Annotated in this window: 23 protein-coding genes; 7 read left to right on the forward strand and 16 right to left on the reverse strand. The window is 72.4% G+C overall.

From position 1 onward, the window contains the following. Nucleotides 1-119: 119 nt before the first annotated feature. Together FHX82_RS32980 and FHX82_RS32985 are read left to right on the forward strand one after the other, a co-directional pair. Nucleotides 120-935 (forward strand): glycoside hydrolase family 16 protein, encoded by an 816-nt coding sequence (locus FHX82_RS32980; RefSeq protein ID WP_229880306.1) that lies wholly within the window; start codon nt 120-122, stop codon nt 933-935. Between the two features lie 80 nt (nt 936-1,015). Beyond that, the gene (locus FHX82_RS32985; RefSeq protein ID WP_145935184.1) at nt 1,016-1,891 is read left to right on the forward strand and encodes an LLM class F420-dependent oxidoreductase; all 876 of its coding nucleotides are present in this window, start codon (nt 1,016-1,018) and stop codon (nt 1,889-1,891) included. Here FHX82_RS32985 and FHX82_RS32990 read toward each other — a convergent pair. The 5 genes from FHX82_RS32990 to FHX82_RS33010 form a co-directional block, all read right to left on the reverse strand. Continuing rightward, entirely contained in the window at nt 1,852-3,276 is a 1,425-nt protein-coding gene (locus FHX82_RS32990) for an ATP-binding protein (RefSeq protein WP_145935185.1), read from the reverse strand. The genes FHX82_RS32985 and FHX82_RS32990 overlap by 40 nt on opposite strands. Next, nucleotides 3,273-4,928, reverse strand: a complete 1,656-nt coding sequence (locus FHX82_RS32995; protein ID WP_145935186.1) for an FAD-dependent oxidoreductase — start codon at nt 4,926-4,928, stop codon at nt 3,273-3,275. Before FHX82_RS32995 ends, FHX82_RS32990 begins: the two co-directional genes overlap by 4 nt. 27 nt (nt 4,929-4,955) lie before the next feature. Beyond that, nucleotides 4,956-5,699, reverse strand: coding sequence for an SDR family oxidoreductase (locus FHX82_RS33000; protein ID WP_145935187.1), 744 nt, complete (start codon nt 5,697-5,699; stop codon nt 4,956-4,958). Continuing rightward, nucleotides 5,696-7,054 (reverse strand): MFS transporter, encoded by a 1,359-nt coding sequence (locus FHX82_RS33005; protein WP_145935188.1) that lies wholly within the window; start codon nt 7,052-7,054, stop codon nt 5,696-5,698. The genes FHX82_RS33000 and FHX82_RS33005 overlap by 4 nt, the downstream gene beginning before the upstream one ends. A 107-nt stretch (nt 7,055-7,161) precedes the next feature. Continuing rightward, a complete protein-coding gene (locus tag FHX82_RS33010) occupies nt 7,162-7,890 on the reverse strand; it encodes an SDR family oxidoreductase (protein WP_145935189.1) in 729 nt (242 codons plus the stop codon). Between the two features lie 253 nt (nt 7,891-8,143). Here FHX82_RS33010 and FHX82_RS33015 point away from each other — a divergent pair, with 253 nt between their 5' ends. Beyond that, nucleotides 8,144-8,845, forward strand: coding sequence for an SDR family oxidoreductase (locus FHX82_RS33015; RefSeq protein ID WP_145935190.1), 702 nt, complete (start codon nt 8,144-8,146; stop codon nt 8,843-8,845). On the opposite strand, the gene FHX82_RS33020 is transcribed toward FHX82_RS33015, so the two are convergent. From FHX82_RS33020 to FHX82_RS33055, 8 genes are all read right to left on the reverse strand, one after another. Further along, entirely contained in the window at nt 8,833-9,369 is a 537-nt protein-coding gene (locus tag FHX82_RS33020; RefSeq protein WP_145935191.1) for an NUDIX hydrolase, read from the reverse strand. The genes FHX82_RS33015 and FHX82_RS33020 overlap by 13 nt on opposite strands. 10 nt (nt 9,370-9,379) lie before the next feature. After that, on the reverse strand, nt 9,380-10,159 hold the full coding sequence (locus FHX82_RS33025; RefSeq protein WP_145935192.1) for a polysaccharide deacetylase family protein: 780 nt from the start codon (nt 10,157-10,159) through the stop codon (nt 9,380-9,382). 243 nt (nt 10,160-10,402) lie between these two features. After that, nucleotides 10,403-10,774, reverse strand: a complete 372-nt coding sequence (locus tag FHX82_RS33030; protein WP_145935193.1) for an MmcQ/YjbR family DNA-binding protein — start codon at nt 10,772-10,774, stop codon at nt 10,403-10,405. Nucleotides 10,775-10,783: 9 nt separating this feature from the next. Beyond that, nucleotides 10,784-12,244: a pentapeptide repeat-containing protein gene (locus tag FHX82_RS33035; RefSeq protein ID WP_183176983.1), complete on the reverse strand. Its 1,461-nt coding sequence runs from the start codon at nt 12,242-12,244 to the stop codon at nt 10,784-10,786. 100 nt (nt 12,245-12,344) lie between these two features. Then, the gene (locus FHX82_RS33040; RefSeq protein WP_145935194.1) at nt 12,345-13,523 is read right to left on the reverse strand and encodes a glycoside hydrolase family 64 protein; all 1,179 of its coding nucleotides are present in this window, start codon (nt 13,521-13,523) and stop codon (nt 12,345-12,347) included. 15 nt (nt 13,524-13,538) lie between these two features. Continuing rightward, the gene (locus FHX82_RS33045; RefSeq protein ID WP_145935195.1) at nt 13,539-15,014 is read right to left on the reverse strand and encodes a glycoside hydrolase family 18 protein; all 1,476 of its coding nucleotides are present in this window, start codon (nt 15,012-15,014) and stop codon (nt 13,539-13,541) included. Between the two features lie 127 nt (nt 15,015-15,141). Next, the gene (locus tag FHX82_RS33050) at nt 15,142-16,473 is read right to left on the reverse strand and encodes a sensor histidine kinase (protein ID WP_145935196.1); all 1,332 of its coding nucleotides are present in this window, start codon (nt 16,471-16,473) and stop codon (nt 15,142-15,144) included. Then, the gene (locus tag FHX82_RS33055) at nt 16,470-17,144 is read right to left on the reverse strand and encodes a response regulator transcription factor (protein WP_145935197.1); all 675 of its coding nucleotides are present in this window, start codon (nt 17,142-17,144) and stop codon (nt 16,470-16,472) included. The genes FHX82_RS33050 and FHX82_RS33055 overlap by 4 nt, the downstream gene beginning before the upstream one ends. A 20-nt stretch (nt 17,145-17,164) precedes the next feature. On the opposite strand from FHX82_RS33055, the gene FHX82_RS33060 reads away from it, so the two are divergent. Then, nucleotides 17,165-17,659, forward strand: a complete 495-nt coding sequence (locus FHX82_RS33060) for a hypothetical protein (RefSeq protein WP_221216855.1) — start codon at nt 17,165-17,167, stop codon at nt 17,657-17,659. 45 nt (nt 17,660-17,704) lie between these two features. Here the strand turns inward: FHX82_RS33060 and FHX82_RS33065 are convergent, their stop codons facing one another. Further along, nucleotides 17,705-18,922, reverse strand: coding sequence for a chitinase (locus FHX82_RS33065; protein ID WP_145935198.1), 1,218 nt, complete (start codon nt 18,920-18,922; stop codon nt 17,705-17,707). Between the two features lie 241 nt (nt 18,923-19,163). On the opposite strand from FHX82_RS33065, the gene FHX82_RS33070 reads away from it, so the two are divergent. Together FHX82_RS33070 and FHX82_RS33075 are read left to right on the forward strand one after the other, a co-directional pair. Continuing rightward, nucleotides 19,164-19,358: a PspC domain-containing protein gene (locus tag FHX82_RS33070; protein ID WP_145935199.1), complete on the forward strand. Its 195-nt coding sequence runs from the start codon at nt 19,164-19,166 to the stop codon at nt 19,356-19,358. 19 nt (nt 19,359-19,377) lie between these two features. After that, on the forward strand, nt 19,378-19,929 hold the full coding sequence (locus FHX82_RS33075) for a DNA-3-methyladenine glycosylase I (RefSeq protein WP_145935200.1): 552 nt from the start codon (nt 19,378-19,380) through the stop codon (nt 19,927-19,929). Between the two features lie 4 nt (nt 19,930-19,933). On the opposite strand, the gene FHX82_RS33080 is transcribed toward FHX82_RS33075, so the two are convergent. Then, nucleotides 19,934-20,704, reverse strand: a complete 771-nt coding sequence (locus FHX82_RS33080) for a GNAT family N-acetyltransferase (protein ID WP_145935201.1) — start codon at nt 20,702-20,704, stop codon at nt 19,934-19,936. A 25-nt stretch (nt 20,705-20,729) separates the two neighbouring features. Then, nucleotides 20,730-21,935 carry a Glu/Leu/Phe/Val dehydrogenase dimerization domain-containing protein gene (locus FHX82_RS33085; RefSeq protein ID WP_145935202.1) on the reverse strand — a complete coding sequence of 402 codons (1,206 nt, stop codon included), beginning with the start codon at nt 21,933-21,935 and terminating at the stop codon, nt 20,730-20,732. Nucleotides 21,936-22,157: 222 nt separating this feature from the next. On the opposite strand from FHX82_RS33085, the gene FHX82_RS33090 reads away from it, so the two are divergent. Then, nucleotides 22,158-23,081: a LysR family transcriptional regulator gene (locus FHX82_RS33090; protein ID WP_145935203.1), complete on the forward strand. Its 924-nt coding sequence runs from the start codon at nt 22,158-22,160 to the stop codon at nt 23,079-23,081. The last annotated feature ends 1 nt before the right edge of the window (nt 23,082 follow it).

Consider the following 23,082-nt stretch of genomic DNA (forward strand, 5'->3'; position numbering starts at 1 on the left):
CAGGGTAATGCGGGCGCAGGTCGGAAAATACCTACCCAGGTCTCTTGAAGGTCTGGACCACTGCGCCCATACTTTGTTCCCGCTCACAACAAACGAGCAGATGAGAGGCAGTGATGTCGATGAAGACAACCACCCGCCTGTCCCGTCTCCTGCGACTCGGCGTGCCGGCGCTCGCCGTCGCCGCCCTGCTGGTGGCGCCCGGCAACGCCAGTGCCGCCACGGTGTTCAGCGACGACTTCGACGGCCCCGCCGGAGCCGCCGCGGACGCCTCGAAGTGGACCAACGAGACCGGCGACAACGTCAACAACCACGAGCTGCAGTGGTACACGCCGGGCGCGCAGAACGCCGCGCTCGACGGCCAGGGCCACCTGGTGATCACCGCCCGCCAGGAGGGCGGCCACACCTGCTGGTACGGCGCCTGCACCTACACCTCCGCGCGGCTCAACACCGCGGGCAAGTTCACCCAGACCTACGGGCACTTCGAGGCCCGCATGAAGCTGCCGCGCGGCCAGGGCATGTGGCCGGCGTTCTGGGCACTGGGCAACGACATCGGCTCCAACGGCTGGCCGAACTGCGGCGAGATCGACTTCATGGAGAACGTCGGGTACGAGCCGAACACCGTGCACGGCACCATCCACGGCCCGGGCTACTCGGGCTCGGGCGGCATCGGCGCGGCCTACAACGGGCCGAACTTCTCCGACGACTTCCACACCTACGCCGTGGACTGGTCGCCGAACAGCATCAAGTGGTACGTCGACGGGAACCTGTACCAGACCAGGACCCCGGCGGACCTGAACGGCAACCGGTGGGTGTTCGACCACCCGTTCTTCATCATCCTCAACCTCGCCGTCGGCGGGGACTGGCCGGGCAGCCCGAACAGCAGCACGCAGTTCCCGCAGCAGCTCGTCGTGGACTACGTGCACGTGACGGCCTGACGCCCTCGTCCCGGGCGCCGGTGCGCGGACCGGCGCCCGGGACCTTCCGCACGACAGTAGAACGTGTTCTAATTCGGGGCATGCGCCACGGCATCGTCCTGTTCACCAGTGATCGCGGCATCACCCCGGCCGAAGCGGCGAAAACCGCCGAAGAGGCCGGGTTCTCCTCGTTCGCGGTCCCGGAGCACACCCACATCCCCGTCCGCCGCGACGCCCCGCACCCGCGGACCGGCGACGCGTCCCTGCCCGACGACCGCTACCGCCGCACGCTCGACCCGTGGGTGTCGCTCGCGATGGCCGCCGCCACGACCACGCGGATCCGGCTCACCACGGCCGTCGCGCTGCCCGTCGAGCACGACCCGATCACGCTGGCGAAGACCATCGCCTCGCTCGACCACCTCTCCGGCGGCCGGGTCACGCTCGGCGTCGGGTTCGGCTGGAACACCGACGAACTGGCCGACCACGGCGTGCCGCGCGGGAAGCGCCGCACCGTCCTGCGCGAGTACCTCGAAGCGATGCGTACATTGTGGACGGACGAGGAAGCCTCCTACGCCGGGGAGTTCGTCGAGTTCGGCCCGAGCTGGTCGTGGCCGAAGCCGGCGGGGCCGGTCCCGGTGGTCGTCGGCGCGGCGGGCACGGAGAAGACGTTCCGCTGGCTCGCGCGCTCGGCCGACGGATGGCTCACCACCCCGATGGAAGGCGAGATCGACGCCAAGATCGCGTTGCTGCGCCGGTGCTGGCACGAGGCCGGGCGCGAGGGATCACCGGAGATCACCGTGCTCGCGGGCAAACCCGAGCCGGAAACACTGGCGCGTTACGAAGATCTGGGCGTCACGGAAGTCCTTTTCGGACTTCCCGACCGGCCCGCCGAGGACGTCGTCTCCTACCTCGGCAGGCTGGCCGGGAAGCTCGGCCTTCACTCCGAAGCCTGCTCCGCGAGCGGCAGCAGCACCTGAAACCGGGTGTCGCCGGGCTCGGAGCGCACCCGCAGGTCGCCGTGGTGGCGTTCGACCACGATGCGCCACGAGATGTCCAGGCCCAGTCCGGTGCCCTCCCCCACCGGTTTGGTGGTGAAGAACGGCTCGAAGATCCGCTGCCGGTCCTCGGCCGGGATGCCGGGCCCGGTGTCGCCGATCTCGACGCACACCTGGTCCTCGTACAGCGTGGTGTGGACGGTCAGCGTGCCGCTGCCGCCCATCGCGCCGACGGCGTTGTCGATCAGGTTGGTCCACACCTGGTTCAGCTCGCCCGGATAGGCCGGGACCTCGGGCAGCGTGCGGTCGTAGTCCTTGACCACGCGGATGTCCGGGCCGATCTTGCTGGCGAGCATCACGAGCGTGGAGTCGAGCCCGTCGTGCACATCGATCCACTGGTGCGGCGCGCGGTCCATCTGCGAGTACTGCTTCGCCGCGCCGACGAGCGCCGAGATGCGCGTGGTGGAGTCCTCGATCTCGCCCATCAGCATCTCGGTCTCCAGCGCGTACGCCAGCCACCGCACGGCGCTGTCGATCAGCTCGTCGCCGACCGACTCCAGCACCTCGTCGAGGTTCTCCCCCGTCAGCCCCGCGCCGACGAAGATCGGCGCCAGGTCCCAGCCCTGTTCCAGGCCGTGCTCGTCGAGCCAGTCGGCGATCTCGTCCTCGCGGTCGGACTGCTGCATCGCGGTGAGCGGTGGCGCCGAGGCGACCCGCTTGACCAGCTGCTCCTGCACCTCGATGAGCTGGTCGAGCAGGGTCGGGTCGATGTCCTTCTTGGCCAGGATCGCGAGCTTGTGCCGCATGCCCGCGACCCGCTCCCGCAGCGCGGCCGTCGCCCGCACCGCGGCCGCGGCGGGGTTGTTCAGCTCGTGCGTCAGGCCCGCCGACACCTGGCCCAGCGCCAGCAGGCGGCGACGCTGGCCGATCAGCGCGTCGGAGTTGCGCCAGCCGAGGTACGAGCCCTCCAAAAGGTGCGTGGCCATGGGGAACCACCGGCGGAACTGCCCGGCGAACTCCTTCGCGGGCAGGGTCAGGAACGTCAGGTCACTCAGCGCGTAGACCGACGCCCCGTACCGCTGCTGGTCCTGCCCGTAGAAGAACTGCGTCGCCCCGCAGTAGGCGCCCCGCTGGTCGGAGCGGGTGGTCTCCACCTCGCCGCCGGAGTCCTGTTTGGTCATCCGCAGCGCACCGGACAGCAGCACGTAGAAGCAGGTGGCCTCGTCGCCCTCGCTGATCACCTTGACGCCGCCGGGATAGTGCTCCACGGAGGCGTGGCCGAGGATCCAGTCGAGCTGCTCGTCGGTGAGGCTCGTGAACAGGAACAGCTCCCGCAGGAACTCCCGGGTCAGAACTGGCTCTGTCATTGCTGCTCCAAATACCGGTGCACCAGCGTCACGGCCATGGCGCCCTCGCCGACGGCGGAGGCGACCCGCTTCACCGACTGCGAACGCACGTCCCCGGCGACGAACACGCCCGGGATCGAGGACTCCAGGTGGTGCGGGTCGCGGTCGAGCGGCCAGCCCGGCGGCCGCCTGCCCTCGACCACGAGGTCCGGGCCGGTGCACACGAACCCGTGCCGGTCACGGATCACGTCGTCGCCGAGCCACTCCGTGCGCGGCGCCGCGCCGATGAACACGAAGAGGTGGCTTGCCGCCACGGTCTCCCGCGCGCCGTGCTGGTCGCACAGCGTCAGCTTCTCCAGGTGGTCCTCGCCGTGCACCCCGACGACCGTGGTGTGCGTGCGTACGTGGACGTTCTCGATCTGGTCGAGCTGCTCGATGAGGTAGTGCGACATCGACGCCCGCAGCGACTCGCCGCGCACCAGGATCGTGACCTCGCTGGCGTAGCGGGAGAAGAACACGGCCGCCTGCCCCGCCGAGTTCGCCCCGCCGACGATGTAGACGTGCTGGCCGGTGCACTCCCCGGCCTCGGTGGCCGCGGAGCCGTAGTAGACACCGCGCCCGGTCAGCTCGGCGCAGCCGTCGGCCTCCAGCGCCCGGTAGGACACGCCGGTGGCGAGCACGACCGCGTGCGCGCTCAGCTCGGTGCCGTCGCCGAACTTGATCACCCGGGCGGAGCCGCGCGCCTCCAGGCCGACGACGTCGCGGGTGGTGAGCACCTCGGCGCCGAACTTCTGGGCCTGGCGGCGGGCGCGGTCGGTCAGCTGCGCGCCGGAGACCCCGTCCGGGAAGCCGAGGTAGTTCTCGATGCGGGAGCTCTGCCCGGCCTGGCCGCCGGTCGCCTTGCGCTCGACGAGCACCGTGCGCAGCCCCTCCGACGCCCCGTACACCGCGGCGCCCAGCCCCGCGGGCCCGCCGCCGACGACGATGAGGTCGTAGAACTCCTCCGCCGGGCGGGTGGACAGGCCGACCGCGTTGGCGATCTCCTCCCCGGACGGCTTGCGCAGCACCGTGCCGTCCGGCGTGACGAGCACCGGGATCTCCTCGGCGGTCGCGTCGGCCGCCTCCAGCAGGCGCGCCGCCTCCGGCTCGTCCACGGAGTACCAGCGGTAGGGCACGGAGTTGCGGGCCAGGAAGTCGCGGACCTGGTAAGAGGGCGCCGACCAGCGGTGGCCGACGATCTTGGTCTCCTCGACGGGCCGGTCACCCGCCGCGCGCCAGGCGTCGACGAGCGCGTCGACCACCGGGTACAGCTTCTCCTCGGGCGGGTCCCACGGCTTGAGCAGGTAGTGGTCGACGTCGACGACGTTGATCGCCTGGATCGCGGCGTCGGTGTCGGCGTAGGCGGTCAGCAGCGCGCGGCGCGCGTGCGGGAACAGATCCATGGCCTGTTCCAGGAAGGAGATGCCGTCCATGTGCGGCATCCGGTAGTCGGCGAGGATCGCGGCGACCGCGTCGCCGCGGAGCTTGATCTCGCGCAGGGCGTCGAGCGCGTCGGCGCCGGAACCGGCGCGGACCACGCGGTAGTCCTGGCCGTAGCGACGGCGGAGGTCGCGCGCGACCGAGCGGGACACGGCGGGGTCGTCGTCGACCGTCATCAGGATGGGCTGGCTCACGGGGAAACCCTACGGCCCTGACCTGCTCTAGTCGATCGTGTGTCCCCCGTTGACGGTGATGCGTTCGCCGTTGACGAACGACGCGGCGTCGGAAGCGAGGAAGCACACCGCGGCGGCGACCTCCTCGGGACGCCCGAAGCGGCGCAACGGCACCTCACCGGTGTAGGCGCGCCGGTCGTCCTCGCTCACGTCGGCGTGCCGCTCGACGGGGATCCAGCCGGGGGCCACCAGGTTGACGGTGATGCCGTGCGGGCCGAGCTCCCGCGCCCAGCTGCGGGTGAGCCCGAGCTGCGCGCCCTTCGCGGCGAGGTACGCCGACACGCGGGGCAGGCCGCGCTCGAAGATGTCCGAGCCGATCTGGATGACCCGGCCTCCCCCGGCGGCCTTCATGCCGGGCAGCACCGCCTGCACGAGCAGGGTCGGGCTCTTGACGAAGAACTCGAGCTGGTCGAGGTGGTCCCGCCAGGTGAGCTGGTCGAGCGGGATCTCGGGCTGCGGCCCGGTGGCGTTGGGCACGAGCACGGCGACCGGCCCGAGCGCGCCTTCGACGTCTTCGACGAGCTGCCGGACGCCGTCCTCGTCGGTGACGTCGGCGGCGAAGGCCTGTGCCTGGCCGCCATGGTGACGGATCTCGTCGACGACCCGCCGCGCACCGGCGGCGTCGGACCGGTAGTTGACGGCGACGGCCCAGCCTTCCGCGGCCAGCGCACGGGAGATCGCGGCCCCGAGCCCACGGGAGGCTCCGGTCACGAGGGCGGTACCACGGGTCATCGGGCCTCCTGGTCGGTGGTGGCACCGACCCTACTGTTCACCGCCTCCAGGACGCGGCCCGTGGTGCGCGGGCCGAACAGGCCGACGTCCACCACGACCAGGACCATCGCCGCCGCGACCACCGTGAACAGGACTCCCGCGCCCGCGGAGTTCAGCAGCGGCAGCAGCACGAACGGCAGCACACCGCTCGCCAGCCGCGACAGGGCGTACGTGCCGCTCGTCGCCGTGCCGCGCAGGGCCGTCGGGAAGATCTCGGCCTGGTAGATGTGGAACGCGTTGGAGAACAGGTTGCTCGCCGTGGTGTAGAGGAAGCCGCAGGCGACGATCAGCCAGCTCGCCGACGCCAGCCCGAACGCGATGCCGAACACCGCCATCAGCACCGCCGAGCCGAGCACGAGGAACTTCCGCTCCACGCGTTCCACGAGTGGCAGCGACACCGCCGAGCCGATCGGGTAGCCGAGGTACGTCAGTGCCGTGAACAGCAGCGACTGCACGACCGGAAAGCCCTTGGCCACCAGCACGATCGGCGCGAGCGTGCCGAACCCGTAGTAGCCCATGGTCTGCAGGACGTGGAACACCGCCATCATCGCGGTCCGGCGCCGGTAGGGCGGCACGAACAGCTCCCGCAGCCGGCCGCTTTCCGCGGGCACCACGGGGTTTTCCACCGGCTCGGGCAGCTCGCCCGCGTCCCGCTCGAAGCGCGCCACGATCTCCTCGGCCTCGCGCTCGCGTCCGACCGCGGCCAGCCAGCGCGGCGACTCCGGCAGCCTCGTCCGCAGCGCGAACACGATCAGCGAACCCAGCGCGCCCAGCACGAACATCCAGCGCCAGCCGTCGAAACCCAGCGGCGCCTCGGGCACCAGCCACCGGCCGAGGAAGCCCGCGGCGGGCACGCCGAGGAACGCCAGCGTGTACGCCCAGGCGGTGTAGCGGCCGCGGTGCTTCGGCGGCAGCAGGTCGCCGAGGTAGGTGTCCGACACCGGTGGCTCGGCGCCGATGCCGAGCCCGGCGAGGAACCGCATGACCACGAGCATCACCGGGCCGGTGCTGAACGCGGCCAGCAGCGAGAACAGCGAGTACGTGCCGAGGCTCAGCAGGAACGCGCGGCGGCGGCCCAGCCGGTCGGCGATGCGGCCGAAGGCGACGGCGCCGACGAACATGCCGAGGAACGCCGAGGCCAGCAGCAGCGCGAGCTCCGACTTGCCGAGGTGGAAGTGCTTCTCCAGCACGCTGCCGAGCACGCCCGCGAGGAAGATCTCGTAGAGGTCGAAGAACAGCCCCAGCCCGATCGCGACCGTGGCGACCCGGTGCCGCCGGGTGACCGGCAGGCGGTCCATCCTCGCCGCGATCGTCATCGACCCGCTCCATTCCCAGATACCGGGACAGCACTCCTGCCCCCTGGGAGCCTAACGGGGAGGCAGCGCGGGGAGCAATTGCCTCACCGGCAGGGAAACCGGCGAAGTCACAACGCGCGCGTGCGCCCGCCGTCGACCGGGATCATCGCGCCGGTCAGGTAGGACGCGGCCGGCGACAGCACGAACGCGGCGACCCGGCCGAACTCCGCGGGCTCGGCGACGCGGCCGAGCGGGATCGCCGACGTGCTGGGGGTGCCCAGCTCGCGCATCCGGCCGGTCGCGGTGAGCCCGGGCAGCAGCGCGTTGACGCGGATGCCCTTCGGGCCCAGCTCCCCCGCCAGCGACTTCGCGACCATCGCCAGGCCCGGCCGCAACCCGTTGGAGAGGGCCAGGTCCGGGATCGGCTCCCGGACCGAAGTGGACAGCACGAACGCGATCGCGCCACCGGATTCCAGCCGGGCGGCGGCCGTGCGGGCGAGCCGCACGCTGCCGAGGAACACGGACTCGAAGGCGCCGCGCCAGTCGTCGTCGGCCATCTCCAGCACCGCACCCGGTGGCGGGCCGCCGACACTGACGAGCAGCCCGTCGAGGCGCCCGAACCGGGACAGCGCCGCGGCGACGAGCCGTTCGGCCGCTCCGGGATCGGCGTTGTCCGCGCAAACCCCTTCGGCACTGGCGGCACCGAGCGACTCCACGGCTCCCGCCAAGCGCTCCTGGTCCCGCCCGCTGAGCACGACGCGCGCCCCGTCGGCCACCAGCTCCTTCGCGGTGGCGAAACCGAGCCCCGCACTGCCGCCGGTGACCAGGAAAACCCGCTCCCGCAACCCGAGATCCATACCCCGCCCCTCCGTGTGCCGCTGGGAAGGACGATAGCCGGGAGAACGGCAAGTGGCTCCCGGCGCGGGGGGACAAGGGAGCCCGCAGCCGGGAGCACTCGCCTGCCGCGGCGCCCCGAGGGGGGAGTCCGGACGCCGGGCGGGACGGATCGTGCCGGTATTTGCGGCACGTCGTGCCCCGTAGTCGCCGGTCCGGGGCCGCTCGTTACAGCGGGGGCTTCCGTCCTGTTTGTCGGTTGTTTACGGTTCGGAGGTGACGGAACGAAGACCGGTGGCAGTGGTGGCCGGAGCGACGGGCGGGATCGGCCGCGCGGTGGTGGCGCGGCTGGCCCGGCTCGGATACCTCGTGTGGCCCACCGGGCGCGACGGGACCGCCGTGAAAGCGCTTTCAGCGGAGCTGCCACACGCGGTTCCCTGGCCCTTCGACCTCGGCAACGGGCCCCCCGTCGTCCCACCCGAACTGACCGAGGTGGACGTGCTCGTCCACGCGGCCGGGCTGTTCGAGTCCGGCGTGGTGGACGAGACGCCCGCCGACCGGTGGCGGCGCGTGTTCGACGTGAACCTGTTCGGCGTGGTGGACCTGACGCGTGCCCTGCTGCCCGCGCTGCGCCGCGCCCGCGGGCGCGTCATCGTGATCAACTCGACCGTCGTGCGTGGTTCTCCCGCCGGGCGCGCCGCGTACGCCGCGAGCAAGGAGGCGCTGCGGGTGTTCACCGAGGCCCTGCACCAGGAGGAGCTCGGCACCGGCGTCCGCGTGACGGCCCTGTACCCGGGTCGTGTCGCGACCGCGATGCAGCGTGAGGTCCGGCGACGCGAGGGCGGCCCGTACGAACCGGAGCGCTACCTCGCGCCGGAAACCGTGGCCGCCGCGGTCGCGTCCGTCCTCGGCACGTCCGGGGAAGCGCACCTCACGGAACTGGTGCTGCACCCCGCCCGCGGGCCTCAGAGCAGCTGACCCACCCGGGAAAGCGCTTCCCGGACGTTCGCCTCACTCGCCTCGGCCAGCGCGTCCGGCAACGACAGCCACCGCAACTCGGCGCCGGGCCGCTCCGGGCGCACCGCGTCCGGCTGCCCCGTGGCGAGGACGAACCGCAGATCCGCGTGCTCGTGCGCCGGTTCCGCGCCCTTCGCGGGCACCGGCACGACGGCCACCTGCAGCAGGGCCTCGCCGGGCCACGGCACGAGGTCCGTCAGGCCCGTCTCCTCCTGCCCCTCCCGCAGCGCGACGCCGAGCGGCTCCCGTTCCCCCGGCTCGCCGTGCCCGCCGACCTGCAGCCACGCCTGCTGCCGCGCGTGCCACCGCAACAGGACCCGGCCGCTGTCCGGGTGCACGACGAACGCGGACGCGGTGACGTGCAAGGGAAGCCGTCGTGACCAAGGGTCCTTTTCGGACGATGCCAGCGCACGGATCCTGGCGACGTCCCGGGCCTCCTCCTCGGTCTTCGCGCGGTAGGAGGCCAGCAGCTCGGCGACGGTCATGCCGCGCAGCCTAGCCGGGGAAGTCGAACCGGTACCCCTGGGAAACGAACCACGGCAGCAGCTGGTTCAGCGCCTCGACGGTCTGGACCCGCTTCCCGCCGCCGTCGTGCAGCAGGACGACCGCGCCGGGCCGGACCGCCTGCTGCACCCCGGCGACGATCTGCGGCGTGCCCGGCAGTGTCCAGTCGCGGGAGTCGACGCTCCACGCCAGCGACTTCATGTTCTGCCGGGCCGCGACCGCGCTCAGCGGGGCGGACCAGTTCCCGCCCGGGGCGCGGAAGTACGGCACCGCCACGTCGGTCCCGGCGGCGACCTGCAGTTCGGACCAGCAGCCGGCGATCTCGGCGGTCATCCGCTGTTCGCTGCGGCCCGGCAGCTGCTCGTCGTGGCTGAGGGTGTGGTCGCACAGGCGCATCCCCCGTTCGACGACCGCGCGCACGAGCTCGGGGTGCCGCGTGACGTTGGCGCCGATCATGCAGAACGTCGCGACCGCGCCGGCGCGGGTGAGGGCGTCCAGGATCTGCGGCGTGTACGTGGGGTCGGGGCCGTCGTCGAAGGTGAGCGCGACGAACCGGCCCTGCCGCGCGGTGGTGCGGACGAGGTCGCCCCCGACCGGCGGCGGTGCTTCGCCCGGCGGTGGGGTGGGCAGGGACTGCGCGGCCGGAACCGGGGTGGGCGCACCCTCGGCCGAGTGGAACAGCGAGACCGTCCCGGCGACGGCCAGCACGACCACGCCGAGCAGCACGGCCCAGCGGTAACAGTAGGGCGGGCGCAGCACCCGATACGGCATTTCGCCTCCAGCACGGACACCGAAACGAAGTCAGCTTGTCGACTCGGGCTGCACGATAGGGTGAGACCACGGGAAATCGGGGGAACCGCGCCGGAGTTTCGGTCGCGTCGCGTGATCGGCTTCGTTCAGTCGGCCGGTGCCGAGCGCCCGCCCGAGGTAGCGGGCACTGAGCGCGGCGAAGAGGTACGCCTGGATCACCTGAGCGTCAGCGGGTCCAGGAAGAACCGGGCGGAAGCCCGGAAATCATTTCCGGGACAGCGCGACCCAGTGGAGCTTTTCCTGCTCCCGGCGCGGCAGCCCGGCCACCACGAGGTCGTAGGAGTCCTCGACCATCTCCCGCACGAGCTGGTCCGGCACGGAACCGTCGAGCACGATGCTGTTCCAGTGCCGCTTGTTGAGGTGGTAGCCGCCGGTGATCGCGGGGAACTGCAGGCGCAGCTGCACCGCGACGTCGGGATCGCACTTGAGGCTGACCCGCAGCGGACTGCTGTCCAGCGGGCTGAGGGCGAACATCTTGCCCGCGACCTTGAAGACGCTGTTGCCCTCGCCGAAGGGGAACTCCTCATGGGCCCCGGGCATGGCGAGACAACAACGCTTCAGCTCAGCAGGCGTCATCCGGCAAGCCTAACCCGGTTTCCGGACCAGGCCGGTGAAGCCCGCGACGAACAGGGTCAGGAACGCCCAGCCCAGTGCCTGCAGCAGCCACGTCGCCGCGAGGAGGGCGCCTCCCGCCCCCGTCGGCGACACCTGGCAACGCTGCTGCGCGTCGGTTTTCACCAAGGGGGTCACGGTGTTCAGCGCGAGGCCCACCTGCTCCACCAGTGAGCACGTGCCCTCCTGGCCCGCGCGCACGACCAGGCCCGCGGGCCCCCCGACGCCCGCCACCAGCAGCACCGCCGCCACCACGACGCCCGCCCACCACAGCAGCGCGACGGCCGGCCGGTAGCCGTAACCCACGGTCAGGCCCGTGATCCGGTGCCACAGCCTGCCGCCGAACGGGAGGCTGCCCCGGCGCAGCAGGTCTCGTTGCCGCGCCAGGTGGACCCGCCGCACGTCACGCTCGTTGCCCGCCGCGCGATGGCCCTCGGCGAGCTGCAGGTAGGGCTGGCTGGAGTAGTGCGAAGTGCGGTGCGCCAGCAGGTCCAGCCACTCGCCGAGGTTCCCCTTGCGCGGCACGCCGGTGTAGGTCAGGCCGTCCAGGTTCACCAGGCCCTGGGCGAACGACGCCGACAGCTGCACGGTGCCCGTGACGTGCACCTGCCCGAGGTTCAGCACCAGGTCTGCGGGCTCCGCGGCGAACGCGTGCCCGCCCTCGCCCGCGAACCGGCCGCCGATCCGCGCACCCACCAGCCGCACGGTGCCGTTCTCGTGCCTGCCCTCCGCGTGGAATCCCTGGTTCAGCATCAGGTTGCTGCGGGTGCGCAGGTAGTCGCCGACGAGCGTCGGGCCGTCCGGGTTCACCAGCCACGCGCCGCTGAGGTTCAGCTGCCCGCCCAGCCGCGCCCCGGACAGCCGGACCGTGCCGAGCGGGCCGCCACCCTCGGCGCGGAACCCGCGGTTGAGGAACACCCCCGCGCCGATGCCGAGGTTGTTGCCGTGGAAGGCCGGGGACTCCGGTTCGGTGTTCACCAGCCGGCTGCCGGACAGGTCGACCACCGTGCCGACCTCCGCCGCGGCGAGGTTCACCGTGCCGTCGGTGCTCGCGCAGCTCAGGTGCACGCCGACCAGCAGCAAAGCCCGCTCGAACCGGGCCTCCACCGCGACCACGTTCCGCCCCTTGAGCCCGGACAAGTCCACAGTGGACATCCGCGCGCCGCTGAGTACGACGCTGTCGTCCGTGTGGCAGTCCACCAGGTGCAGCGGCAGCTTCGTCTCGACCCCCGACAGGTCGAGACCTCCGCTCAGTTCGGCGTTGCGCAGCCGCACGCCGCGTGGATCCGGGCCGTCGCCGGGCCACTCGAAGCGGCCGAGCAGCATCCGCCGGATCACCTCGCCGCGCACCGGTTCTCCCCCGGCGTCGCACCACTCCCCCGCGGCGGCCGCCTCCGCGAGCCGGCGTTCGGTTTCGGTGATCACGTCGTCCACCCGGGCACCCTACGGCCTTTCCGCCCCCGGCGGGAGCGGAATCCGGGAACGCCCCGGGGCCGCTTCCGGGAGTCGTCGGAAGCGGCCCCGGGGGCTTCCCTCACTGGAACGGGGCGAGTTCCACGGTGAAGGAAGTCGGTGCGGTGTCCTGGATGTAGGACGCGAACCCGGCCACGTCGTCGAACGCGAAGCCGTACGCCTTGCCGTCCGCGCTGTTCTCGTGCAGCAGGCGGGCGTAGTGGTTGGTCACCGACTCCCGGTAGAACGTGCCCGGGTCGGTCGCGGGCTGGTTCGGCTGGCTCAGCAGCGTCGAGCGGTTGAGCCCGGCCGCCAGCACCGCGGCCACCGGCCCGGTCACCCCGTCGTTCGGGGCGGCGAGCGCGCCGTCGCAGAACAGCACGTCCCGCGTGCTGGGCTTGGCGAACGGCGCGACCCCGCCGTCGAACTGGAACGTACCGCCCGACACGCGGCCGGTGCGGGTGCCCCCGTTCACCGAGACCGTGAGCGGGGTCGAGGCGTACTTCTGCCACACCGCGTCGATCGCGGAGTCGAAGTACGTCGCCGGGAACAGCCCGGCCTCGATCCCGTGCCCCGGCGCGATGATCCGCAGGTCGTCCACGACGAGCGAGGCGAACTCCGGCACCTGCGCGAGGCCGCGGAAGATCGCGTCGCGCCCGCCGGGCACGAGCCCGCCGGTGCTCTGCGTCGCCGACCCGGTCAGCGTGATCGCCAGCGGGACGGAGAACATGTCGACCATCGTGGTGTTGCAGAACATCCCGGCGCTGTTGTGGGTGAACTCCACGAAGTCGTGCAGCACGCCGTAACTGGGGTCGCTCGACACCCAGCCCGCGGGGTACTGCAGCGCCGCGTTCCCCGCGCCGTCGGTGACCACCTTGAACTTCAGCTTCTCCCCGAGGGAGAAGTAGACGCGGCCGGACATGTCGGCGGGGATCGTCAGCTTGGTGTCCCCGTCCCCGGCCAGCGGTATCGACAGGTCCGCGAACCCGTCGGAACCGTTGTCGGAGGCGGAAACCTGCTGCTTGGTGCCGTCCGCCCGGACGTACACCTGCTTGCCGCTGACCAGGTCCGTGCCGACGACGTAGCACCAGATCTGGCCGTTGGCGTAGCGGTAGGTGTGGTTGACGACGGTCATGGGCAGGGTCGCGCCCGCGGCCTGCGCGCCGCGGCCGGAGGTCTGCGCCGCGATCGCGGCGGCGCCGATCGGGGCGCCGACGAGGGCGACCGCCATCCCCTGCAGGAACGAACGTCGGGTGGGCATTGGCGCTCCTCTCGCTCAGAAGGTCCCGAAGGCCCTGGTGAAGTCCAGCGGCTGCTGGTCGATGCTGCTGCAGGTGGCCTGCGCGTAGCCCGCCGGCCCGCCCGGGCAGGGCTGGTCGCGGGTGGCCGACCACATGGCGAGCCACGCGAGGTCCTTGCCCACAGCGAACTGCGCGAGCTGGGTCGCGTCGGCGACGGTGAAGACCTCGGTCGCGGTGTCGTTGACGCCGATCATCGGGGTGACCGCGACGTGGTGCCACGCGTCGGCGTCCGACAGCCCGAGCACGTCCTTGATCTGCGCCTGGGTGGCGGTGGCGGCGTCGATGGCGAACTGGCCCATCCGGCCGGCCGGGTTGGGGGCCGCGCCGTCGCCGTAGTCCATCGCCATGACGTTGACGGAGTTCACGTCGACCCCGTTGGCCTTGGCGTTCTGCACCAGGTTCACGCCGTCCTGCGTCAGGCCGCTGGGCAGCACCGGCAGGGTGAAGGACACGTCGAGCGGGGTGCCCGAGGCGGCCGCCTGCTGCTGCAGCTGCGCGATGGCCTGGGCGCGGCGGGTGTTGGCCGCGACGTCGCCGAGCGCGCCGCCCTCGATGTCGAAGTCCACCTTGGACAGTCCGTAGGTGCTGATCACCTTGCCGTAGGCCGCGGCGAGCGAGGACACGTCGGAGCACGCCTGCGCCAGCTCGGTGCCGTTGGCGCCGCCGAACGAGACCCGGACGTCACCGCCCAGCTGCCGCAGCTGCCCGATCTGGCCCGGCACGCCGTCGGTGTTCAGGTCGCTGACGCCGCCCCACTTCGGGGTGCAGCCGCCGCCGGAGAGGACGAACGCGAGCGTGAAGTCCTTGACGCCGGTGGCGTTCGCGGTGGAGATCAGGTCGTAGGGCGGGTAGAGCGAGGTGTCCACGTAGGGCGCGAACCGGCCGGAGGCGTCCGTCGCCGGGTGGCTCGTGCTGGTGGTGCTCGACGGCGGTGCGGTGGTCTTCGTCGTCGGCGGCGCGGTGGTCGTGGTCGGCGCCTGCGTGGTCGTGGTGGTCACAGGCGGCGAAGACGTGGTGGGCGCCGTACCGGGGGTGGTGCAGTCGGCACCGTTGATGCGGCACTCGGTGGGGTCCGCGGTGCCGCTGACGACGAAGCCGACGTCGACGGAGCCGTCGGCGGGCAGCGTGGGCTGCCAGGCGGGCGGGGTGACGGTGACCTGCTGCCCGGAGACGGTGTACGAGGCGTTCCACAGCGAGGTGACCTTCGCACCGGCCGGGAGGGTGAAGGTGAGCTTCCAGGCGCTGTCCTGGCCGCTGGGGTTGCTCACCTGGTACTGCGCCGAGTAGCCGGTGCTCCAGTCGCCGGTCTTGACGTAGACCGCGCTGGGGCCCGCGGCGCTGGCCGTGCCGGGGATCGCGGCGAACGCGACTCCGCCCGCGATCGCGAGGGCCGCCGCCGCGCCGGAGATCAACGTGCGCCGGCGGCGGTGCCGGCCGTTGGGGGACGACATCGGGGAATTACCTCCTTGGGGACGAGCTGACGCCGGGACGCTAGTGCGCTTCCGGCGTGCTCCGGCCCGACCTCAGGGAGGGCGAAAGGTCTCTTAAGGGCCCGTTAAGGCGGCGGGGCCGAATGCCCTACGAGGCCTTCGACAACGCTCTCGCCGTGCGCAGGCGCAGGCGGATGTCCGCACCGCCGCGGGAGGTGCGGCCGATGGTCAGCTCGCCGCCCGTCGACTCGGCCACCCGGCGCGCGATGTCCAGGCCCAGGCCCGTCGAACCCGCTCCCCCGGCGCCCTCGCCCCGCCGCAGCGCGGCTTCCGGGTCGGGGATACCGGGACCCGAGTCGTAGACCCGGATCGTCACCGCGTAGTCCGTCGTGCGCACGTCCACGCCGAACGAAACACCCTCGTCGGTGTGGCGGAACACGTTGCCCAGCACCGCATCCAGCGCGTTCGCGAGGTCGGCCCGCGACACCGGCACCAGCGCGCTGCGGCCAGTCCCGTCCACCCGCCAGCGCCGCCCCTGGTCCTCCGCCAGCGCCGACCAGAAGTCGGTCCGGTCACGCACCACGTCCGCCGCGTCGCAGCCGAGCACCACGGTCTCGTCCTCGCGGCGGCCGCGGGCGGCGCGGATGATCTGGTCCACCTCGTGCTCCAGCCGCGCCACCGCGAGCCTCGCCTGGTCCGCGCTCTCCGACTCGCCCAGCGCGGCCGTGTTCAGCCGCAGCACCGTGAGCGGGGTGCGCAGGCGGTGGGACAGGTCGGCGGCCAGTTCCCGTTCGCTGGCCAGCAACTGCCGGACCCGTTCCGCCATCGCGTTGAACGCCGCCGCCGCTTCACGCAGCTCGGGTGGCGCGTCGGCGTCCGCCGCCGGGGCGCGCGCGTCGAGATCACCCGAGCCCAGGTCCCGCGCCGCCGCCGCGAGCCGCCGCGCGGCGCCGACGATCCGCGTGCCGAGGCGGTCCGCGACCAGCACCGAGATCAGCACCAGCGCGGCCGCGACGCCGCTCAGCACCAGCCACGCCGTCGTCACGCCCGCGGACAACGCGGCCTCCGGCACGAACACCTCGACGAGCGCGATGCGGGCGTTGTCCACCGCGACCGGTTGCAGCAACGCGTATCCGCCGGGAACTTCGACGGTCGCGGACCGCCCGCTGGCCGTCGCCGCCGCGAGCTGCGCCGCGTCGGCCCGGCCGGTGCCGAGCACGCTGGTGCCGCCGCCGGCGTCGGGCACGTGCACCGCGACCAGCCCGTCCGTGCCCGCCTTCGTGCTGGCCAGCGCCCGTTGCAACGCCGCGTGGTCGGTGGTGATCGCCAGCGCGGGCCCCAGCTCCGCCGCCTGCCGCTCCGCCGCGCTGAACGCGCGGTCGTGCGCGGTTTCCTGCACCATCATGCCCAGCGGCACCAGGAAAGCCAGCGCCACCATGGTGGTCACCGCGACGGCGACCTTCGCCAGCGCCCACCTCATGGCGCCTCGATCTTCACACCGACTCCCCGGACCGTGTGCAGGTAACGGGGTTTCGCCGCGGTCTCCCCGAGTTTGCGGCGCAGCCACGACAGGTGCACGTCGATCGTCTGGTCCCCGCCGTACGCCTGCTGCCACACCGCGGCCAGCAGTTCCTTGCGCGGCACCACGACTCCCGGCCGGCCGGCGAGGAACGCCAGCAGGTCGAACTCCCGGCGCGTCAGCTCCAGCGGCCTGCCCTCCAGGGTCGCCTCGCGGCGGTGCGGGTCGACGACGAGCCCGCCGACGCGCAGCACCGGCGACGTGCCCGCGCCGCCTGCCCGCCGCAGCACGGCGGCGATGCGGGCGTTGAGGTGCTCGGGAGAAAACGGTTTCACCAGGTAGTCGTCGGCGCCGCTGTTGAGCAGCCGCACGATCCCGGTCTCGTCGTCGCGCGCCGTCGCGACCACCACCGGCACGTCGGTCACCCCGCGCAGCATCCGCAGCGCCTCGCCGCCGTCGAGGTCGGGCAGGCCCAGGTCGAGCACCACGAGATCACAGCCGACCTGCGTCACCTCGCGCAGCGCGTCCAGCGCCGCGCCCACGCTGCGCACCGCGTGCCCGGCGTCCGACAGGTGCCGGACGAGGGCGGCCCGCACGAACGCGTCGTCTTCGACCACGAGAACTGTCGCCATAGCGCGCTACCGTACGCACCGTGTTGAGTCGAGCGCTGCTCCGCGTCGCCGCCTGGGCGGCCGCCACCCTGCTGGCCATGGCGATGTCGTGGTTCGGTGTGCACAGCGTGCTGTCGTCGGACGCGTTCGGTGACGCGCCGCAGGCGATCCCGGTCGCCGCACCCACCCCGTCGCTCACGCCGACGCTCGCCCCGCCCACCAGCCTCACGCTGCCCCCCACCACGTCTTCGCCGTCCTCCCGCACCACGTCGTCCGCTCCGCCCTCGTCGTCCTCGCCGGCGAGCACCAGCCAGGCCGACGCGGACGTGCGCAGCTACCAGCTGACCGGCGGGCGCGTGGTGCTGGAACTCGGTGCCACGTCGGCGAAACTTGTGTCCGCGACACCGGAGACGGGCTGGCAGGTGCAGGCGTGGCAGGCCGACGGCTGGCTGCGCGTGGACTTCAGCCGCGACGGCACCACGTCGTCGTGCTTCGTCACCTGGAACGGCCACCCGCCGACGGTCCAGACCACGTGAAAGCGGGGCGGGAAAACGCTTCCCGCCCCGCTTCGCGCGCCTGCGTCAGCAGGTGCCGTTGTCGGTCCAGACGCCCGCCGCGCCGCCCGGGGTGTCCCCGTAGGTCCACCACTTCGCGGTCCAGCTGTGTCCGTTGTAGGAAACGACCGCGCCGCCGTTGTACGCGGTGGTGGCACTCCACGCGGCCGGGCAGCTGCCGTTGCCCGGCGGGGTGGTGGTCGGCGGCGTGCTCGTCGGCGGGGTGGTGGTCACCGGCGGCGTCGCGCCCGCGAACTTCGCGGTGTACTTCGTGAAGTCCCAGTCGTTCTGCGAGACGTTGCTGCACACGCCGTTGTCGGTGGTCGTGGTGCAGGGGCGGTCGCGGTTGACCGACCAGTACGTGAACCGGCCGAGGCCGTGGCTCGTGGCGTAGTCGAGCACGGTCTGGAAGTCGGACTGGTAGAAGTACTCGCCGGCGTCGCTCTTGCCGTTCATGCCCGAGAAGCCTTCGTGGGCGTAGGCGGTCGCGCTGTCCCAGCCGAGGTGGCTCATGAGCAGGGAGTGGAAGGCCTCCAGCGCGGAGGTCTGGCTGGCGGCGCCGTTGAACCCGCCGTCGAACGGCATGATCGAGAAGTTGTTCGGCGTGAAGCCGAGGTTCTTGGACTTGTCCAGCAGCTGCGTGCCGAACCAGCCGGTGCCCGCGGACGTGCCAGGCATGGTCACCGACACGAACAGCCCGGAGTTGTTGCGCTGCAGGATCTGGGCGGCGCCGAGCTCGTTGTTGATCGCGGCGTCGTTCTCGTACTCCGGCTCTTCGAGGTCGAAGTCGATCGCGTGCAGGCCGTACTTGTCGATGACCTGCTGGTAGGCGGCGGCGGTCGCGTCGGGGGTGCCGCAGGTCTGGCCGAGCTTGGTGCCGCCGTAGCCGCCGACGGACACCGAGACGTCGCCGCCGGCGCCACGGATCCTGCTGATCACCCCGGCGACGGCGGTGTCGGAGGACACCGCGGAGGTGCCGTCCCAGGTGGGGGTGCAGCCGCCGCCGTTGGGGGCGAGGATGAAGGCGAGCTGGAAGGCCTTCTGCCCGGTGGCGGCCATGACGGTCGTCGGGTCGGGCGGGTTGTTGCTCTGCGGCATCAGGTAGGGCGCGGAGGCGTACCAGTTGCTGGCAAGCGCGGCGGTGCCCACGGCGGCGGACGCGCCGGCGTGCGTGACGAGCGTGAGGGCGGTGCCGGCGACCACCGCCGCGGCGGCGAGGGTCGAGGCGAGTTTTCGGGGATGCACGGGGTCCTCCTCGGAATCGGAAGGCTTTCCCGTAATGTGGACTAGACCAATGGTTCCGGTCAATACTTTGGACTGGACCACCCGCCGCGGCCCGACTTTGGTCGGGATCCGGGCATTCCGGCGCTTCCTCGCGGGCGGCGTTTTCCGGCCCCGGCAAGCCGCGTGCCCCGAGGCGAAGATCCGGGGCGTCCTCCGGGGAGTTCCGGATGCGCCGTCGTCCGGCGGCCGGGATCGTGGAGTCATGCCGAACACGACGACACTCGCCCGTTCCCGCACCGACCGCGTCATCGCCGGCGTGTGCGCCGGGCTCGCCGAGCGCATCGGGTGGCGGCCCACGACCATGCGGCTGCTGTTCGTGGTCTCCTGCCTGCTGCCCGGGCCGCAGTTCCTCGTCTACCTGGTGTTGTGGGTGATCATGCCGAAGGCGCCGCGCTGAGTCCTGCTAACCTCGCCGGGTGAGCCGTTGCGCCTGGTCACTGGGCTCGGAGCTGATGACCGCCTACCACGACACCGAGTGGGGCCGCCCGAACCACGACGACCGGTACCTGTTCGAGCTGCTGCTGCTCGAAGGCGCCCAGGCCGGGCTGTCGTGGTCGACCGTGCTGAACAAGCGGGAGAACTACCGCCGCGCGCTCGACGGCTTCGACTTCCACCGGATCGCGGGCTACGGCCAGGCGAAGCTCGACGAGCTGCGCGCCGATCCGGGCATCGTGCGCAACCGGCTGAAGATCGAGTCGACGGTGAAGAACGCGCGGGCGTTCCTGGCCGTGCGCGAGGAGTTCGGGACGTTCGACGCCTACCTGTGGCAGTGGGTGGACGGCACCCCGGTGGTCACCCACCGGCCGCCGGCCGAACCCCTGCCGCCGAGCACCGAGCTGTCCGACCGCGTCTCGAAGGACCTCAAACGCCGCGGCTTCACGTTCGTCGGCACGACGATCGTGTACTCCTACCTCCAGGCGACGGGCGTGGTGGACGACCACGTCAAGGGCTGCCCGGCCATCGCCTGAGATCTCAGCAGCGCCAGATCCAGCTCGGCCGCTCGTAGCGCACCCGCAGGCCCGCACGCCGCAGGTTCCGCAGCGACCGGTTCCCGGGCTCAGCTCCGGTCTCCGCCACCAGGGAACGACTCCCGGACGCCGCGGCCCGCGCCGCCAGCAGGGCCGACTGCGCTCCGCGACCACGGTGACCCGGAAGTGTGGCGGCACCGGCCAGCTCGCCCATCTCGCCCGAGACGTGCAGGAGAGCACCGGCCACCAGCTCGCGCCCGTCCCAGGCCCCCAGTGCCACGAACCGCGGGTGTCCCGCCGCCGGAGCCCACAGCGGGGCGAGCACTTCCGGCAGCTCGTAGGCGGCGCACACCGCCGCCGACCAAGCGCCGGCCTCTCGCGGTGCGATCTCGGTGACGCGCAAGGCGGTCCTGGCCGGTGGCACGTCCTCGGCCCGCCCGGCCAGTTTCAACGCCACGGGCCCGGGTGCGAGCGCCTGCGCGGCGACGATCTCCGCCATGTCGTCCGGGACGACCTCGGGCGCCAGCTGGATCCTCCCTTGCGGAACGCCCTGAGCCCGCCAGAACGCGGTGATCTCTCCGACCACCGCGCGGGTGACCGGACCGGCGAAGCCGAGACCGACCGCCCTGCTCCAGTAACGCGTCGGGTCCGCTCGTACCGCCGTCACCACGCCGCCACCGAGGTGTGCCGTGGCGATGCCGAGTTCCCGGCGCACCCGGCGCGGCTGTGCCTCCAGCAGCTCCCCCGCCGCGGCGGCCTCCGCCAGTTCCAGCACGTGTCCAGCGTCTCATGGCACTGAACTACGGGATGACGACCTCCTGGTCGGTGCGCGCCACCGCCGCCAGCTCCCCCGCCGTCGAGCGCGGGGTCACGCCGGCGGTGATCCACCGCTCCAGCAGCAGCGCCACCTTCGCCCGCATCTCCGTGCGCAGCCGCCGGAACGAGTCCTCCGGGTCGGCGCCCACGTGTCCCAGCAGCAGCCACCACGCCCACGCCGCCGCGCCCGCGTTCGCCACGAAGTCCGGGATCACCGGAATCCCCCGCGCGGCGAGCATGGCCTCCGCCTCCGGGGTGGTGGCCGCGTTCGCCGCCTCCACGACGACCTTCGCCCGCACGTCGACCGTGTTGTCCGGCGTGATCGCGTACGAGATGGCCGCGGGCACGAGGATGTCCGCCTCGACCCCGATCACGGCACCCCGCGGCAGCCGCTCGACGCCCGCCGGCACGCGGGAGCGGTCGATCTCGCCGAACTCGTCGCGCAGCTCCAGCAGCGCCGGGACGTCGAGGCCCGCCGGGTCGTACAGGGTGCCCGCCGCGTCGGCGACCGCCACCACGCGCAGACCCGCCTCGTGCAGGTACCACGCGGCACCGCCGCCCATCGTGCCGATGCCCTGGATCGCGACCGTCGTCGCGCCCGGCACCCAGCCCCACGCGCTCGCCGCGCCGAAGCACGCCTGCGCGACGCCGTATCCGCCGATCACGTCGCCCAGCAGGCCGCCGGGGACGGGCGTGGCGAGCCCCGCGCGCACCCGGCGCAGCGTGCGCTCCGGGTCGGCGGCCCTGCTGATCGCCGCGTGGTAGGACTGCTGCAGGCCCAGCCGCGCGAAGACCTCGTCGATGAGGTGCTGCGGCACGCCGAGGTCCTCCGCCGTCACCCAGTGGTCGTCGAGCCACGGGCGCATCGCCGAGCAGAACCGTTCCAGGACGCCCACCGCGCGCGGGTCCTTCGGGTCGAAGTCGATGCCGCCCTTCGCGCCGCCCACGGGCAGGTCGAACGCCGCGGTCTTGGCGGCCATGCCGCGCGCGAGGTCCTCGACCTCGCCGATCGTGCAGCCGGCCCGCATCCGCGTGCCGCCGGTCGCGAGCCCGGAGACCAGGGTGTGCACGACGAGGTAGCCGTGTGCGCCCGTCACCGGGTCGGTCCAGGTCAGCCGCAGCAACGGCTCGGTCCGCCGCGGCGTGAGCTCACCGCTCGTGCTCTGCCCCGGGTCCTGCATCGTGGTCATCCGACCCCGCCTTCCCAGCCGCTCGCCCTGTTCGCCGGGCCGGGCGGGCGCAGCAGGGCAGCACGCGACAGCGCGCCACTCGACTGGGGAACCCCGGGCTGCCTCCGCCCGGCCGATGGCTCCAGAGTGCGGTCGGCGTGGGCCGGGCGTCCAGTTAGGGATCATGCACGGTTCCGTTCACGCTTCCTGCACAGCCGCGCGGGGCCACTTAACCTTGACGCCATGGAGCTTTCGCTGCACCGGTTGCGGATGCTTCGGGAGCTGCGGCGCCGCGGCACGGTCACCGCGGCCGCGGCCTCCCTGCACTACACCGCCTCCGCCGTCTCGCAACAGCTCGCGCAGCTCGAACGGGACGTCGGCGCGAAGCTCATCGAACGGCTCGGCAGGCGGGTGCAGCTGACCGAGCTGGGCATGGTGCTCACCGACCACGCCGAGGAGATCCTCAAGGCCGCCGAGCGCGCCACGATGGCACTGGAGGAGGCCCAGGGCGGGGTGACCGCGCGGCTGACCGCCGGGGTGTGGGCGTCGGTCGCGTCGGGCCTGCTGCCGTTCGCGCTCACGGCGCTCGCCGCCGAGCACCCGGGCATCGAGGTCCGCACCAAGGAGCTGGCGCCCGAGGACACCGCGGGCGCGGTCCGCGACGGCAGCCTCGACTTCTCCTTCGTCATCGAGTACTCCGACTACCCGATGCCGTGGGACCCGGCGCTGACGAAGGTCGTGATCGCGGTCGAACGCATGCACGCGGCGGTTCCGGCGGGCACGGTGCCCGCGAGCACCGTGCGGATGATCGAGCTCGCCGAGCACCCGTGGATCCTCGCCGGGCCCCGGTCGCACTTCGGCCGCGCCGTGCGGCTCGCGTGCCAGCGGCACGGGTTCGAGCCGCGGATCGTGCACGAGGTCGGCGAGCAGGCGACCGCGCTGGCGATGGTCGGCGCCGGGCTGGGCGTGACGCTGGTGTCGGACCTGGGGCTGACGCTGCGGCCGCCCGGCCTCGACGTCGTGGCGCTCACCGAGCCGGTGCTGCGGACGGTGTCGATCGCGCACCGCACGTCGAGCGCGAGCCGCCCGTCGTTGCAGCTGGTCATCGACGCGGTGCGGGCCGCCGCCGCGGCGAAGGGCCTCGGCGCGGGCGCGCCCCTGCCGTAAG

This window comes from Amycolatopsis bartoniae (assembly GCF_014191255.1).
In the GTDB taxonomy this organism is placed as follows: Bacteria; Actinomycetota; Actinomycetes; order Mycobacteriales; family Pseudonocardiaceae; genus Amycolatopsis_E; species Amycolatopsis_E bartoniae.

What these genes read in the sequence shown, in the direction of transcription:
- FHX82_RS33025 (WP_145935192.1), bottom strand. Translation starts at nt 10,159, where the DNA reads ATGCCGTATCGGGTGCTGCGCCCGCCCTACTGTTACCGCTGGGCCGTG.
- FHX82_RS33050 (WP_145935196.1), bottom strand. Translation starts at nt 16,473, where the DNA reads ATGAGGTGGGCGCTGGCGAAGGTCGCCGTCGCGGTGACCACCATGGTG.
- FHX82_RS33030 (WP_145935193.1), bottom strand. Translation starts at nt 10,774, where the DNA reads ATGACGCCTGCTGAGCTGAAGCGTTGTTGTCTCGCCATGCCCGGGGCC.
- FHX82_RS33045 (WP_145935195.1), bottom strand. Translation starts at nt 15,014, where the DNA reads ATGTCGTCCCCCAACGGCCGGCACCGCCGCCGGCGCACGTTGATCTCC.
- FHX82_RS33005 (WP_145935188.1), bottom strand. Translation starts at nt 7,054, where the DNA reads ATGACGATCGCGGCGAGGATGGACCGCCTGCCGGTCACCCGGCGGCAC.
- FHX82_RS32990 (WP_145935185.1), bottom strand. Translation starts at nt 3,276, where the DNA reads ATGACAGAGCCAGTTCTGACCCGGGAGTTCCTGCGGGAGCTGTTCCTG.
- FHX82_RS33010 (WP_145935189.1), bottom strand. Translation starts at nt 7,890, where the DNA reads ATGGATCTCGGGTTGCGGGAGCGGGTTTTCCTGGTCACCGGCGGCAGT.
- FHX82_RS33055 (WP_145935197.1), bottom strand. Translation starts at nt 17,144, where the DNA reads ATGGCGACAGTTCTCGTGGTCGAAGACGACGCGTTCGTGCGGGCCGCC.
- FHX82_RS33040 (WP_145935194.1), bottom strand. Translation starts at nt 13,523, where the DNA reads ATGCCCACCCGACGTTCGTTCCTGCAGGGGATGGCGGTCGCCCTCGTC.
- FHX82_RS32985 (WP_145935184.1), top strand. Translation starts at nt 1,016, where the DNA reads ATGCGCCACGGCATCGTCCTGTTCACCAGTGATCGCGGCATCACCCCG.
- FHX82_RS33090 (WP_145935203.1), top strand. Translation starts at nt 22,158, where the DNA reads ATGGAGCTTTCGCTGCACCGGTTGCGGATGCTTCGGGAGCTGCGGCGC.
- FHX82_RS33070 (WP_145935199.1), top strand. Translation starts at nt 19,164, where the DNA reads ATGCCGAACACGACGACACTCGCCCGTTCCCGCACCGACCGCGTCATC.
- FHX82_RS33000 (WP_145935187.1), bottom strand. Translation starts at nt 5,699, where the DNA reads ATGACCCGTGGTACCGCCCTCGTGACCGGAGCCTCCCGTGGGCTCGGG.
- FHX82_RS33085 (WP_145935202.1), bottom strand. Translation starts at nt 21,935, where the DNA reads ATGACCACGATGCAGGACCCGGGGCAGAGCACGAGCGGTGAGCTCACG.
- FHX82_RS33020 (WP_145935191.1), bottom strand. Translation starts at nt 9,369, where the DNA reads ATGACCGTCGCCGAGCTGCTGGCCTCCTACCGCGCGAAGACCGAGGAG.
- FHX82_RS32980 (WP_229880306.1), top strand. Translation starts at nt 120, where the DNA reads ATGAAGACAACCACCCGCCTGTCCCGTCTCCTGCGACTCGGCGTGCCG.